This is a genomic window from Micromonospora sp. NPDC050276, assembly GCF_044459545.1.
GTDB lineage: Bacteria > Actinomycetota > Actinomycetes > Mycobacteriales > Micromonosporaceae > Micromonospora.
Map to the genome: position 1 here is coordinate 503,197 of NZ_JBITJA010000001.1, position 13,780 is coordinate 516,976.

Sequence of the window (13,780 nt, forward strand, 5' to 3'; positions counted from 1 at the left end):
CGTGGAAGGAGCCGTGCCATGGCCCTGGATCCGCAGTTGCTCGAGATCCTCGCCTGTCCGGACACGCACCACGCCCCGCTCATCTACGACGCCGAGGCGCAGACGTTGACCTGCACGGAGTGCGGCCGGATCTTCGAGGTCCGCGACGACGTGCCGGTGCTGCTGCTCGACGAGGCGCGCGGCGGCCCCGGGCAGTCGTCATGATCGACGGTACGGCCGGGGTCAGCGGACGCCGTGACGCCGACGAGGCCCTGCTCGACGACCCGGCGGCGTTGGCCGAGGCCGACCCGGGTGGCATGCTCCGACACACGGCGTCGGCCGGTGCGCAGGTCCGGGAGAGCGCTGCCCTGGCCGCCGAGGCGAATCTGGCGGTGCTCGCCGACGACGGGCGTCCGCGAGCCGTGGTGATCGCCGGCATCGGCACCGCGGGGCGTACCGGGGACGTGCTGGCCACGGTCGCCGGACCGCGCTGCCCCGTCCCGGTCATCGCGCACCGCAGTGCCGGCGTACCCGGTTGGGTGGGCGCGGCCGACGTGGTGATCGCGGTGAGCGCGTCCGGCCGGAGCCCGGAGGCGCTCGGCGCCGCCGAGGCGGCGCACCGGCGTGGCGCCCGACTGGTCGCCGTGGGCGCCCCGGATTCGCAGTTGCAGTCGATCGCCGAGCAGGCTCGGGCGCCGTTCATTCCGGTGCCCCGGCGTGCCCCGGCCCGGGCCAGCCTCTGGGCGCTCACCGTGCCGGTCCTGCTCGCCGCCCGTTCCCTCGGGCTGGTGAAGGTCAACGAGGCGGACCTGGCGGAGACGGCGGCCCGGCTCGACGCGGACGCCGACCGCTGCCGGTCCGCTGCGGAGTCCTTCGTCAACCCGGCGAAGTCGCTGGCCCTGGGCCTGGCCGGCTCGATCCCGATCGTCTGGGGCTCGTCCCCGCTGGCCACGGTGGCCGCCCGCCGGTTCGGTGACACCCTGTCGGCCAACGCCCGCTATCCGGTGGTCACCGGGGCGCTGGGTGAGGCCGGGCGGGGCCGCGTCGGGCTGCTCGACGGCGTCTTCGGCGGCCTGGCCGAGGGTGAGCGGGACATCTTCGCCGACCCGGCCGAGGACGACGGCGAGGGCACCCGGCTGCGGCTGGTGCTGCTGCGCGACGGCGGGCTCAACGCCGAGGACGACACCGACGAGCCCCTCGCCGTAGAGGAGCGCCGTGCGGACGCGGTGCAGACCCTCGCGGAGCGTCGTGGTGTGCGGTGCGACGTGGTGACCGCCGAGGGTGGTTCCGCCCTGGAGCGGCTGGCTTCGCTGATCGCCGTGCCGGATTTCGCTTCGATCTACCTTGCGCTGGCCCACGGGCTGGACCCGATGGCCGTTCCGGCCATCACCGAGATGAAGGAGCTGTCGAACCAGTGAACCAACGTAGGGGGCGGCGCGCCATGTGCGAACCGGGCGGCTTCGTGCGGCGAAGCGGAGCGGTGGCATGAGCGCCAACGGTGGGACGAAGGCGATTGTCGCCGCCCTGCTGGCCAACATCGGCATCGCCGTCACCAAGTTCATTGCGTTCCTGCTCTCCGGCTCGTCGTCGATGCTGGCCGAGGCGGTCCACTCGGTCGCCGACTCCGGCAACCAGGGCCTCCTGCTGCTCGGCGGCAAGCGGGCGAAGCGGGCAGCCACCCCGGAACACCCGTTCGGGTACGGCCGGGAGCGCTACATCTACGCGTTCATCGTGTCCATCGTGCTGTTCAGCATCGGTGGCCTGTTCGCGCTCTACGAGGCGTACCACAAGTGGCACGATCCGCACGGGATCACCGAGTGGCAGTGGTTGCCGGTGGCCGTGCTGGTGGCGGCGATCATCATGGAGTCGTTCTCCTTCCGGACCGCCATCAAGGAGTCCAACCAAGTCCGGGGCAACCAGTCCTGGGTGCGTTTCATCCGTCGGGCCAAGGCGCCGGAGCTGCCGGTGGTGCTCCTGGAGGACTTCGGCGCGCTGGTCGGTCTGGTGTTCGCGCTGTTCGGCGTCACCATGACGCTGATCACCGGCAACGGCGAGTGGGACGCCGCCGGCACCGCGATGATCGGCATCCTGCTGGTCGTCATCGCCGTCGTGTTGGCCATCGAGACGAAGAGCCTGCTGCTCGGTGAGGGCGCCGAGGCGTCCGACGTGGCCGCCATCGAGCGGGCCGTCACCGACGGCCCCGAGGTGGAGCGGATCATCCACATGAAGACGCTCTACCTGGGGCCGGAAGAGCTGATGGTGGCCGCGAAGATCGCCGTCCCGGCGTGGGAGAGCGCCCACGACCTGGCGCGCGGCATCAACGCCGTGGAGGCGCGGATCCGCGCCGCGGTGCCGATCGCCCGGGTGATCTACCTGGAGCCGGACGTCTACAGCGTCGCCGCGGCCGAGGCCGGCACCGGTACCGCCGCGGACACCGCCGTGCCGCAGCCGCAGGACACGCCGGGCGAGGCGGCCGGGCGACCCGGGGGCTGACGGGTGGAGCCACTGTACGGGCCGATCCGGGACTACGCCTGGGGGTCCCGCTCGGCCATCGCCCTCCTCCAGGGGCGACCGGTGCCCAGCGCGGGCCCGGAGGCGGAGTTGTGGTTGGGCGCCCACCCGGGCGCCCCGGCCCGGGTGGACCGCGCCGGTCTGCGGGTGAGCCTCTGCGACCTGGTGCGGGACGAGCCCGGACAGTGGCTCGGCCAGCGGGTCTCCGAGCGGTTCGGCGATCGGCTGCCGTTCCTGCTCAAGGTGCTCGCGGCCGACGCTCCGCTGAGTCTGCAGGCGCACCCGGACGCCGAGCAGGCGCGGGTCGGCTACGCGGCGGAGGCGGGGCGTCCCGAGGAGCAGCGCAACTACTCCGACCCGCACCACAAGCCGGAGTTGTTGGTCGCGCTCACCCCGTTCGAGGCGCTGTGCGGGTTCCGGGATCCGGCGCAGTCGGCCGAGGCGCTCGCCGCGTTCGGCGTACCGGAGTTGGCGCCGGTGGTCGCCGCGTTGCGGACCGGGCCGGCGGGGCTGCGGACGGCGGTACGGACGCTGCTCGGCTGGCCGGCCGCCCGGCGTCACGAGTTGCTGGCCGCCGTGGTGGCGTCGGCGGCCGACGGCCCGGACGCGGAGCTGACCCGCCGGCTGGCCAGGGCGTACCCGGGAGATCCGGGGGCGCTTGTCGCGCTGCTGTTGCACCACGTGCGGCTGGTGCCGGGGGAGGCGATCTGGATGCCCGCCGGCAACCTGCACGCCTACCTGAGCGGCTGCGGAGTGGAGATCATGGCGGCCAGCGACAACGTGCTGCGCGGCGGTCTGACGCCGAAGCGGGTGGACGTCGACGAGTTGCTGCGGGTGTTGCGCTTCGAGGTGCTCGACGAGCCGGTGCGGGCCGCGCAGCCGGTCGGCCCGGGTGTGGACTGGTGGCCCGTGCCGGTGGACGATTTCGCGCTGCACCGGGTGCGGGTGGACGCAGCGGTGCCCTCGGTGGCGCTACCGCTGCCCGGCCCCCGGGTGGTGCTCTGCGCCGGCGGTTCGATCACCGTGGATGACGGTGCCGGCGCGTTGACGATGGTCTCCGGCGAGGCGGCGATCGGCACGGCGGCCGGCGAGCCGTTGCGAATTGACGGTGCCGGTCTGGCGTACGTGGCGACGTCTGGGCTCCGCTGACCCGCGCCGGGCAACGACACAAGTCCGACTTTCCCGGAATAGCTTGACGTCACCCTGGCCGAGTGTGACTCTATGAGTACGCAGCGTTATCGCGACGACGGTCCGAGAACGTGCGGGGGAACCAAACCGGGGGGATGCACGGGGCGGGCGGGACGTGGGCGGGAAACCGTCCATCACCGACCGCCCCGTGCGCTGTCCGAGGGCCGTGCCCCGCTGCCCGTCACTGACGCGCGTAAGGTGGAGGGTCGGCGCAGACATCGTTCGACAGGAGCTTTCATGACCAGCACCCTCCCGGCGTCCGCCAGCGGCACGCCGTCCGAGGCCCGGCCAAGCACGCTTGCCGACGGCGACTTCAAGGTGGCGGATCTGTCGCTCGCCGAGTTCGGGCGTAAAGAGATCCAGCTCGCCGAGCACGAGATGCCCGGCCTGATGGCGATCCGTCGGGAGTTCGCCGAGGCGCAGCCGCTCGCCGGTGCGCGCATCACCGGCTCGCTGCACATGACCATCCAGACCGCCGTCCTGATCGAGACGCTGGTCGCGCTCGGCGCGCAGGTGCGCTGGGCGTCCTGCAACATCTTCTCCACCCAGGACCACGCCGCCGCGGCGATCGTCGTCGGCCCGAACGGCACCCCCGAGGCGCCTTCCGGTGTCCCGGTGTACGCCTGGAAGGGCGAGACCCTGCCGGAGTACTGGTGGTGCACCGAGCAGGTGCTCGCCTGGCCGGACGGGCAGGGCCCGAACATGATCCTCGACGACGGCGGCGACGCCACCCTGCTCGTACACAAGGGCGCCGAGTTCGAGCGGGCCGGGGCCGTTCCGCCGGTCGAGTCCGCCGACTCCGAGGAGTACGCGGTCATCCTCGAACTGCTGCACCGCTCGCTCGGCGAGGACAACCAGCGCTGGACCCGGATCTCCGCCGGCATCAAGGGCGTCACCGAGGAAACCACCACCGGCGTGCACCGGCTCTACGAGATGCACCGGGCGGGCACCCTGCTCTTCCCGGCCATCAACGTCAACGACTCGGTGACCAAGAGCAAGTTCGACAACAAGTACGGCTGCCGGCACTCGCTCATCGACGGCATCAACCGGGCCACCGATGTGCTGATCGGCGGCAAGATGGCGGTCGTCATGGGCTACGGCGACGTGGGCAAGGGCTGCGCCGAGTCGCTGCGTGGCCAGGGCGCCCGGGTCGTGGTGACCGAGGTCGACCCGATCTGCGCGTTGCAGGCTGCGATGGACGGCTACCAGGTCGCCACCCTGGACGACGTGGTCGAGCAGGCCGACATCTTCATCACCGCCACCGGCTGCTTCGACGTCATCACCAACGAGCACATGGCCCGGATGAAGCACCAGGCCATCGTCGGCAACATCGGCCACTTCGACAACGAGATCGACATGGCCGGTCTGGCCAAGCGTTCCGACGTCGAGCGGGTCAACATCAAGCCGCAGGTCGACCTGTGGCGCTTCGCCGACGGGCACGCCATCATCGTGCTCTCCGAGGGCCGCCTGCTGAACCTGGGCAACGCGACGGGGCACCCGAGCTTCGTGATGTCGAACTCGTTCGCCAACCAGACGATCGCTCAGATCGAGCTCTTCACCAAGACCGAGGAGTACCCGATCGGCGTCTACGTGCTGCCCAAGCACCTGGACGAGAAGGTGGCCCGGCTGCACCTGGGCGCGCTCGGCGCCAAGCTGAGCACGCTGACCAAGGAGCAGGCCGCCTACCTCGGCGTCTCCACGGAGGGTCCGTTCAAGCCGGACCACTACCGCTACTGATCGACATCTCCGGACCGGGTCGGCTGTTCGCAGCCGGCCCGGTTTCGTCGTCCCAAGCCCCGCCCCCGTAACTCCCGCGCCGCGCCCGTCACTCCCGCGATCTTGCAGTTTCGGATGGAGATGTGCGGCTTTTGCAGCGAGAAGCCACCGCAGAAAGTGCAAGATCGCGGAAGTGGGAGTGGGGTTAGGGGTTGCGGTTACGGGGGCGGAACCACGTCCAGACGCACCAGGCCAGCCAGCCGACCGACACGACGGTGGCCAGCGCCCGCAGGCGTAGCGCGCTGAGCAGCAGCACCACGGCCAGCACCGTCAACCACGGCAGGAATCCCCTCACGGCGGGGATCCTTCCACAGCCGACCGAGACCGACCGGCTGCCGGGTGACGACGGTCCTCGTGGTGCGGCGAGTGAGGTTGTCGTGAACGACTTGACGAGGGCCCTGAGCAGGGAGGAAGGTATGCCTGCCCTAAGTCAGCCAAGGCGTACCTAACCCACTCGGAGCCTGGATGTTCGCCACCTACCTGATCGGCCTGCGGGAAGGGCTGGAAGCCACCCTGGTGGTCAGCATCCTGGTCGCCTTCCTGGTGAAGTCGCAGCGCCGGGACCGGTTGCCGCAGGTCTGGGGCGGTGTCGGCCTGGCCGTGGCGCTCTCGGTGCTCTTCGGCTGGCTGATCGAGTACACGTCGACCTCGCTGCTGTCCCGGTCCGAGGACCGGGAGCTGTTCGAAGCGATCACCTCGGTCGCCGCCGTGGTCTTCGTGACCTGGATGATCTTCTGGATGCGTCGGGCCGCCCGGACCATCGCTGGTGAGCTGCGGGGCAAGCTCACCGAGGCGTTGGCCGTCGGGTCCCTGGCGGTCGCCGGCATGGCCTTCCTCGCGGTGATCCGCGAGGGCCTGGAGACCGCGCTGATCTTCTACTCGGCCGCCCAGGGCGCGGCCGGCGACAGCGGGCCGCTGCTCGCGTTGATCGGCGGCATCGTGACCGCCGTGGTGCTCGGTGTGCTGCTCTACGCCAGCGCCCTGAGGATCAACCTCGGCAAGTTCTTCACCTGGACCGGCGCGCTGCTGATCCTGGTTGCCGCCGGCATCCTCAAGTACGGCGTGCACGACTTCCAGGAGGCCGGTGTCCTGCCCGGCCTGAACGACCTGGCCTTCGACATCACCAGCGCGCTCGACCCGAGCACCTGGTACGCCGCCCTGCTCGCCGGCATGTTCAACGTGACGCCCGCGCCCACCGTGCTGGAGACGATCGCCTGGGTCGCGTACGCCGTACCGGTTCTTCTGCTCTTCCTGCGACCGGCCCGGCGTAAGCCGGCACCCACCGCGACCACCACCACCATCACCGAGCGCGGGGCCGACACCGGCGCCGAGGCCGAGGCGGCGTCCACGCCGCAGCGTGCCTGACCCACGAGGAGAGACAGCTCAGATGCGTACCACCCAGTTCTTCGCGCTGGCCGCCGCCGGCGTGCTGGCGACGGCCGGCCTGGCCGCCTGCTCCGATGCCGACAAGGGTGACTCGGCCGCGGCCGGCGGCCCGATCGTGGTCAAGGCCAGCGACACCGCCTGTGAGGTCGGCTCGACCGACCTGGGCGCCGGCACCGCCACCTTCAAGATCACGAATTCTGGCGCGAAGGTGACCGAGTTCTACGTGTACGCCGACGGCGACCGGGTGATGGGCGAGGTGGAGAACATCGCCCCCGGCCTGAGCCGTGAACTGCGCGTGGAGCTGCCCGCCGGCACGTACGAGACGGCCTGCAAGCCGGGGATGAGTGGCAAGGGCATCCGGGGCGCGCTCAAGGTCAGCGGATCGGCGCAGCCGCTCACCGCCGACGCCGCGCTGAGTGACGCCACCGACAACTACCAGCGGTACGTCAAGAGCCAGACCGCCGCCCTGCTGGACAAGACCGAGGAGTTCGTCGGCGCGGTCAAGGCCGGTGATGTCGCGAAGTCCAAGGCGCTCTACCCGGTCGCCCGCACCTACTGGGAGCGGATCGAGCCGGTGGCCGAGATCTTCGGTGACCTCGACCCCAAGATCGACGGCCGCGAGGAGGTCATCGAGGAGGGTATGGAGTTCACCGGCTTCCACCGGATCGAGAAGGACCTCTGGCAGTCCGGCGACATCAGCAAGGACGGCCCGATCGCCGACCGCCTGCTGGTCGACGTCAAGGAGATCGTGGCCAAGGCCAACGCCGAGAAGCTCTCGCCGCTCCAGCTCGCCAACGGTGCCAAGGAACTGCTCGACGAGGTGGCCAGCGGCAAGATCACCGGCGAGGAGGACCGCTACTCGCACACCGACCTGTGGGACTTCGCCGCCAACCTCGAAGGTTCCAAGGCCGCCGTCTCCGCCCTCCGCCCCGCGCTGCAACAGCGCGCGCCGGAGCTGGTCGCGCAGCTGGACACCGAGTTCGCCAACGTCGAGGCACTGCTCGGCAAGCACCGCGACGGCGACGGGTGGAAGCTGCACACCGCGCTGAGCAAGGCCGAGCTCAAGGAGCTTTCCGACGGGATCAACGCGCTCGCCGAGCCGATCAGCAAGGTCGCCGCGGCCGTCGCGAAGTGACCGGATGGCAGAGGGGGGCGATTCGATGAGCGGGAGCAGACTGACCCGGCGGCGGGCGATCACGCTCGCCGGTGCCGGGGTGGCCGGTGTCGCGGGAGTGGCGGTCGGTGCGGGGGCACTGATGAACGGCTCCCACGGCCCGGCTGCGGCGAGCGACCACCCGGCGGGGGCGGTGCCGTTCCACGGTGAGCACCAGGCCGGCATCGTCACCCCGGCCCAGGACCGGCTGCACTTCGTCGCCTTCGACGTGATCACCAAGGACCGGGCCCGGCTGGTCGAACTGCTCGAGGAGTGGACGGCCGCCGCCGCCCGGATGACCGCCGGGCGTGACGCCGGGGTGCTGGGCGCGGTCGGCGGGATGCCGGAGGCCCCACCGGACGACACCGGCGAGGCGCTCGGCCTGCCTCCCTCGCAGCTCACCCTCACCATCGGCTTCGGGCCGACGCTGTTCCGCGACGCCGACGGCAGGGATCGCTTCGGCCTTGCCGACCGGCGGCCCGCCGCACTGGCCGAACTGCCGAAGTTCCCCGGCGACGCGTTGCAGCCGCAGCTCTCCGGCGGCGACCTCTGCGTCCAGGCGTGCGCCAACGATCCGCAGGTGGCGGTGCACGCGATCCGCAACCTGGCCCGGCTCGGCATGGGCGTGGTGAGCGTCCGTTGGTCGCAGCTCGGTTTCGGCCGGACCTCCTCGACCTCCCGCGACCAGGCCACCGCCCGCAACCTGTTCGGCTTCAAGGACGGCACGGCCAACCTCAAGGCCGAGGACACCGAGCTGCTGCGCGACCAGTTGTGGGTGCAACCGGGCGACGGGCCGGACTGGATGGCCGGTGGCTCGTACCTGGTCACCCGCAAGATCCGAATGCTGGTGGAGACCTGGGACCGGACCTCTCTGGCCGAGCAGGAGGAGATCGTCGGCCGGAGCAAGGGCAGCGGTGCGCCACTTGGTCGGACCGACGAGTTCGACGAGCCCGACTTCACCGCGCGTGGCACGGAAGGCGAGCCGGTGATCGCCGAGCATGCCCATGTCGCGCTGGCCCACCCGAGCCGCAACAACGGCGCCCAGCTGCTGCGCCGGGGATACAACTTCGTGGACGGCTCGGACGGCCTCGGCCGGCTCGACGCGGGCCTCTTCTTCATCGCCTACCAGCGCGACCCACGCCGCCAGTTCGTCCCGATCCAGACCCAGTTGGCCCGGCACGACGTGATGAACGAGTACCTGCGGCACGTCTCCAGCGGTGTGTTCGCCTGCCCGCCCGGGGTACGCGACGGCGGGGACCACTGGGGTCGCGCGCTGTTCGGCTGACCGTCGTCCGGATGGCGACAGTGGGCTCCGCCGAGCCTACGGTGGCGCCGGGCGGCGTCGAAGGGGGATCATGGTGACGGCCTGGTAAAGCGCCGCTTTCGTGAGCCGGGCCCCCGCAGCACGTGGCGCCGCCGCCGCAGGTCGCGGTCAGCGGTTCGACGGCGGTGCGCAGCGTTACCGGCGGACGCCGGTCCCACCGATCTGAATGAGGATGCAATATTAATCCCATGAGAGCCCGCGTACTGGTGGTCGACGACGACCCCGCGCTCGCCGAGATGCTCGGCATCGTGCTGCGCAGTGAGGGTTTCCTGCCCTCGTTTGTGGCGGACGGCGAGCGGGCGTTGGCCGCCTTTCGCGACAGTCGTCCCGATATCGTGCTGCTTGACCTGATGTTGCCCGGGATGAGCGGTATCGACGTCGCCCGGTCGATCCGGGCGGAGTCCGGCGTGCCCATCGTCATGCTGACCGCCAAGAGCGACACCGTGGACGTCGTGCTGGGCCTCGAGTCCGGCGCCGACGACTACGTGGTCAAGCCGTTCAAGCCCAAGGAGCTGGTGGCCCGGATGCGGGCCCGACTGCGCCGAGGCGAGGACGTGGCCCCCGAGATGTTGACCATCGGGCCACCGGACAACCAGATCACCATCGACGTGCCCGCGCACACCGTGAGCCGCAACGCCGAGGAGGTGAAGCTGACTCCGCTGGAGTTCGACCTGCTGGTCGCGCTCGCCCGCAAGCCACGTCAGGTCTTCACCCGCGAGGTGCTGCTCGAGCAGGTCTGGGGCTACCGGCACGCGGCCGACACCCGACTGGTCAACGTGCACGTCCAGCGGTTGCGGGCCAAGATCGAGCCAGACCCGGAGCGACCGGAAATCATCCTCACCGTGCGGGGCGTGGGCTACAAGGCGGGGACCGGATAGCCTGGTCGCACTGTGTCGACCTCGCCGCCCCCACCCTCGCCGAGCACGACTGCCCGCCGGCCCAGCGCCGGCGGGGAGCTGTGGCGTGCGGTGAGCGGTCGGCTCGCGCGAGTGGTGAGTCGGGTGCACCAGACCTGGCGCCGCTCGCTGCAGGTCCGGGTCGTCACCATCACACTGGTCGCGTCCAGCCTGCTGGTCGGCGGGTTCGCGTTCCTGATCGCTGACAAGATCACCACCATCCTGCTCGACAACGCTCGCAGCGACGTCCGGCAGCGGGTGACCAGCGGTGCCAGCTACGCGGCCAAGCAGGTCTCGTTCTATGGCCAACCGCAGGAGGCGCAGCTCCAGGAGACCATCGACGGCACGGTCAACTACCTGGCCGGTGGCGATCCGCAGCAGACCAGCGGGGTGGTGGTGGCGATCACCGCCGACGGCTACCCCAACGACATCCAGACGCGCACCGCCCCCTCCGCGAATGTCCAGTCGCTGATCAGCCCCGAGTTGCGGGCCGCGGTCGCCGACGGCAAGGTGGCCAGCCAGATCCGCACCGGGCGGCTCACCGGCGACTCCACCAAGTACCTGGTCTACGGCTCGCCGGTGCCCACCCGCTTCGGTCAGATCGAGCTCTATTATCTGGTGCCGCTGACCCGGCAGGACGTCACCGCCGCCGACGCCCGAGCCACCGTGGTGGCCACCGGTGTCGCCCTGGTGATCCTGCTCGGGTTGCTCGCGGCGCTGGTCACCCGGCTGGTGGTCAACCCGGTCCGGGTCGCCGCACGGACCGCCCAGCGGCTCTCGGCCGGCCTGCTCGATCAGCGGATGGTGGTCAACGGCGAGGACGACCTCGCCCTACTCGCCGCGTCGTTCAACCAGATGGCCACCAACCTGCAACGGCAGATCCTGCGCCTGGAGGAGATGTCCCGGTTGCAGCGTCGCTTCACCTCGGACGTCTCCCATGAGTTGCGGACTCCGCTGACCACGGTCCGGATGGCCGCTGACCTGATCTTCGCCGAGCGCGACGAGTTCGACCCGGCGGTCGCCCGCAGTGCCGAGCTGCTCCAGGCCGAGCTGGACCGCTTCGAGGAGCTGCTCACCGACCTGCTGGAGATCAGTCGGTTCGACGCGGGCTTCGCCATGCTGGATTCCGAGCCGACCGACCTGGTGCCGGTGGTGCACCGGGTGGTCGACCGGTTGGCTGGCCTGGCCGAGCGGGTGGGCGTACCGATCGAGCTTGATCTGCCGGGCACGCCGGTGATCGCCGAGGTCGACCCGCGCCGGGTCGAGCGGGTGCTGCGCAACCTGGTCGGCAACGCCGTCGAGCACGGTGAGGCCCGCCCCGTGCTGATCACCCTCGGCATCGACGAGACCGCCGTGGCGATCACCGTGCGCGACCATGGCGTGGGGCTGAAGGTGGGTGAGGAAAAGTTGGTGTTCAACCGGTTCTGGCGGGCGGACCCGTCCCGGGCTCGGCAGACCGGCGGCACCGGCCTCGGCCTGTCGATCAGCCTGGAGGACGCCCGACTGCACGGCGGCTGGCTGGAGGCGTGGGGTGCTCCGGGGCAGGGGGCGCAGTTCCGGCTCACCCTGCCGGCCCGCGCCGGTGACCGGTTGACCACCTCGCCGCTGCGACTGGTGCCGGCCGACGCCGCGCTGCCGTTCGGCGGTCCCCGCGACGGCGGCCCCCTGGCCATCGGCCCCGGCACCGGCGGGGCACTGGCGATCGGCCCGGCTCCGGCCGGGGACGGGCAGCGGGCGGAGGTGCGCTCGTGAGACGGCCGACTCTGCTCGGGGCGCTTGGCGTGGTGGTGCTGCTGGGCGCCGGCTGTGGCATCCCGGCGGCGTCCGACGTGCGGGTGGACGGCAAGGGCGGGGCCGCGACCGAGGCCGGTGTGATCAGCCGGGGCAGTGAGCCACCGACGCGGACGGCCAGCGGCAGCGTCAACGAGGCGTTCGTCCGCAACTTCCTGTCCGCCGCCGCGGGTGAGCCGGACCGGGCGTACGAGCGGGTCAAGGCGTTCGTGGCCCCGGAGGACAAGATCCGCCTGCAGGACAAGAAGGGCAGCGAGGTCGCGCTGAACGTGGTCCGGCTGCGCGAGGCGATCTACACCCTCAACAGCGACTCGACCACCACCGTGAAGATCACGGTGCAGCAGATCGGTGTGCTGCGGGCCAACGGCACGTTGGCGCCGCCGGTGGCCACCGAAACGGAGTACGAGTTCGGCCTGCGCAGCGCGGCCTTCAACGGCGGCGTCAACGACGAGCGAGCGGGCCTGTACATCATCAACCCGCCCAACGTGCTGCTGCTCAGCGACACCGCCCTCCGACAGTATTACCAGGACGAGACGATCTACTTCTGGAGCTCCGACCGCACCCGCCTGGTGCCCGACCAGCGCTACCGGCCGCAGGCGGTGCCGGACGAGCGCCGGGTCAACGAGGTGGTGAAGTGGCTGGTCGGCGGCCCCTCCGACTGGCTGCGCCCGGGAGTCGTGGGGCTGCCCGACCGCACCGAGCTGATTAACAACGCCACCGGCGGGAACGGCCGGTGGGAGGTCAACCTGGACATGTCCGGTGACGACCAGACCGGGATCGACCAGCTGATCACGCAGATCGCGTGGTCGTTGGGCGACCTGCCGGGCGAGCTGGAGTTGAAGATCCGCAACAACCCGCAACCCGTCGTGAACCTGAGCGAGCGACGAGACTCCCAAGCGCTCTACCCGAACACCGCCAGCCCGCAGCGCTTCGGGGTGTACGAGGGCGCGATCCGCCCACTCGACTTCGATGGCGAACCCAGCGGCCCGGTGCCGTTGGCACCCGAGGTCAACCGCAACGTCGTCTCCGCCAGCCTCGGGCTCGCCAAGGATCGGCGGATCCTCGCCGCGATGGTGGTGGCCGGCACCGGCAAGAGCCGGTACCGACTCGCGGTGGGCACGGGCGCCGAGCCGGTCTCGGTGCTCAGTCGCAGCAGCACCGAATACTCCTCGATCAGCCGCCCGGTCTGGCTGCGTACGGTCGACTCCCGTCCTGGTCGCGGCCTGGTGGTGGCCGACGGGCAGCTCTACCGGTTCGACGAGACGGCCCGGATGTATCCGGTGCCGCTCAACCTGCCCTCCGCCACCGTCACGGCGGTGGCTGCCGCGTTGGACGGCCAACGGGTCGCGCTGGTCGCCGGTGGTCGTCTCTACGTCGCGGCGGTCAACCTGGACGGCGGCGGGGTCTCCATCGGCCCGCCCCGCCAGCTGGTCACCTCGCTGACCGGCATCACGGCGGTCGACTGGGGCAGGGAGGATCAGCTGGTGGTGGCCGGGTCGGCCGGTCAGCCGGCGATCTACGAGATCAGTGTCGACGGCGCCCTGGAGACGCCGCTGCGGACCGACCTCGGTGCCAAGGTCAATCACCTGACGGCGTACCCGACCAATCGCAGCGTTCGGGTGCCCAGCGGGGCCTACATGTACGAGGCGAACGGGGTGGCCTACCGCAGCAGCCCGTTCGAACGGATCGAGCCCGGCCGGGTCCGCGACATCGCCCCGGTGCCGACCGGCGTGCGGCCGAGCAACCCGTCGGCGCCGTTCTTCCTCTACTGACACG

Annotated in this window: 12 protein-coding genes; 11 read left to right on the forward strand and 1 reads right to left on the reverse strand. The window is 70.9% G+C overall.

Features of this window, described 5'->3' with window-relative positions; translation table 11 throughout:
• Positions 1–18: 18 nt before the first annotated feature.
• The 5 genes from ACIBF8_RS02370 to ahcY all read left to right on the forward strand — a co-directional run bounded on the left by ACIBF8_RS02370 (position 19) and on the right by ahcY (position 5,415).
• A complete protein-coding gene (locus tag ACIBF8_RS02370; RefSeq protein ID WP_396780516.1) occupies positions 19–204 on the forward strand; it encodes a Trm112 family protein in 186 nt (61 codons plus the stop codon).
• Positions 201–1,397: an SIS domain-containing protein gene (locus ACIBF8_RS02375; RefSeq protein ID WP_396780517.1), complete on the forward strand. Its 1,197-nt coding sequence runs from the start codon at positions 201–203 to the stop codon at positions 1,395–1,397. Before ACIBF8_RS02370 ends, ACIBF8_RS02375 begins: the two co-directional genes overlap by 4 nt.
• A 67-nt stretch (positions 1,398–1,464) precedes the next feature.
• A complete protein-coding gene (locus ACIBF8_RS02380) occupies positions 1,465–2,472 on the forward strand; it encodes a cation diffusion facilitator family transporter (protein WP_396780518.1) in 1,008 nt (335 codons plus the stop codon).
• A 3-nt stretch (positions 2,473–2,475) separates the two neighbouring features.
• A complete protein-coding gene (manA, locus tag ACIBF8_RS02385) occupies positions 2,476–3,639 on the forward strand; it encodes a mannose-6-phosphate isomerase, class I (protein WP_396780519.1) in 1,164 nt (387 codons plus the stop codon).
• 276 nt (positions 3,640–3,915) lie between these two features.
• Entirely contained in the window at positions 3,916–5,415 is a 1,500-nt protein-coding gene (gene ahcY, locus ACIBF8_RS02390; protein ID WP_396780520.1) for an adenosylhomocysteinase, read from the forward strand.
• Positions 5,416–5,599: 184 nt separating this feature from the next.
• Here the strand turns inward: ahcY and ACIBF8_RS02395 are convergent, their stop codons facing one another.
• Positions 5,600–5,749 (reverse strand): hypothetical protein, encoded by a 150-nt coding sequence (locus ACIBF8_RS02395; RefSeq protein WP_396780521.1) that lies wholly within the window; start codon positions 5,747–5,749, stop codon positions 5,600–5,602.
• Positions 5,750–5,919: 170 nt separating this feature from the next.
• Here ACIBF8_RS02395 and efeU point away from each other — a divergent pair, with 170 nt between their 5' ends.
• The 6 genes from efeU (at position 5,920) to ACIBF8_RS02425 (ending at position 13,776) form a co-directional block, all read left to right on the forward strand.
• The gene (gene efeU / locus ACIBF8_RS02400) at positions 5,920–6,819 is read left to right on the forward strand and encodes an iron uptake transporter permease EfeU (protein WP_396780522.1); all 900 of its coding nucleotides are present in this window, start codon (positions 5,920–5,922) and stop codon (positions 6,817–6,819) included.
• A 22-nt stretch (positions 6,820–6,841) separates the two neighbouring features.
• A complete protein-coding gene (gene efeO, locus ACIBF8_RS02405) occupies positions 6,842–7,975 on the forward strand; it encodes an iron uptake system protein EfeO (RefSeq protein WP_396780523.1) in 1,134 nt (377 codons plus the stop codon).
• A 25-nt stretch (positions 7,976–8,000) separates the two neighbouring features.
• Positions 8,001–9,278 carry an iron uptake transporter deferrochelatase/peroxidase subunit gene (gene efeB, locus ACIBF8_RS02410; RefSeq protein ID WP_396780524.1) on the forward strand — a complete coding sequence of 426 codons (1,278 nt, stop codon included), beginning with the start codon at positions 8,001–8,003 and terminating at the stop codon, positions 9,276–9,278.
• 227 nt (positions 9,279–9,505) lie between these two features.
• Positions 9,506–10,195, forward strand: coding sequence for an MtrAB system response regulator MtrA (mtrA, locus tag ACIBF8_RS02415; protein ID WP_396780525.1), 690 nt, complete (start codon positions 9,506–9,508; stop codon positions 10,193–10,195).
• 12 nt (positions 10,196–10,207) lie between these two features.
• On the forward strand, positions 10,208–11,965 hold the full coding sequence (mtrB, locus tag ACIBF8_RS02420; protein ID WP_396780526.1) for an MtrAB system histidine kinase MtrB: 1,758 nt from the start codon (positions 10,208–10,210) through the stop codon (positions 11,963–11,965).
• Positions 11,962–13,776 (forward strand): LpqB family beta-propeller domain-containing protein, encoded by a 1,815-nt coding sequence (locus tag ACIBF8_RS02425; RefSeq protein ID WP_396780527.1) that lies wholly within the window; start codon positions 11,962–11,964, stop codon positions 13,774–13,776. Before mtrB ends, ACIBF8_RS02425 begins: the two co-directional genes overlap by 4 nt.
• The last annotated feature ends 4 nt before the right edge of the window (positions 13,777–13,780 follow it).

Excerpts from the sequence above, each read along its gene's own strand:
- ACIBF8_RS02370 (WP_396780516.1), top strand. The coding sequence starts at position 19 with ATGGCCCTGGATCCGCAGTTGCTCGAGATCCTCGCCTGTCCGGACACG.
- ACIBF8_RS02375 (WP_396780517.1), top strand. The coding sequence starts at position 201 with ATGATCGACGGTACGGCCGGGGTCAGCGGACGCCGTGACGCCGACGAG.
- ACIBF8_RS02380 (WP_396780518.1), top strand. The coding sequence starts at position 1,465 with ATGAGCGCCAACGGTGGGACGAAGGCGATTGTCGCCGCCCTGCTGGCC.
- ahcY (WP_396780520.1), top strand. The coding sequence starts at position 3,916 with ATGACCAGCACCCTCCCGGCGTCCGCCAGCGGCACGCCGTCCGAGGCC.
- efeU (WP_396780522.1), top strand. The coding sequence starts at position 5,920 with ATGTTCGCCACCTACCTGATCGGCCTGCGGGAAGGGCTGGAAGCCACC.
- efeO (WP_396780523.1), top strand. The coding sequence starts at position 6,842 with ATGCGTACCACCCAGTTCTTCGCGCTGGCCGCCGCCGGCGTGCTGGCG.
- efeB (WP_396780524.1), top strand. The coding sequence starts at position 8,001 with ATGAGCGGGAGCAGACTGACCCGGCGGCGGGCGATCACGCTCGCCGGT.
- mtrA (WP_396780525.1), top strand. The coding sequence starts at position 9,506 with ATGAGAGCCCGCGTACTGGTGGTCGACGACGACCCCGCGCTCGCCGAG.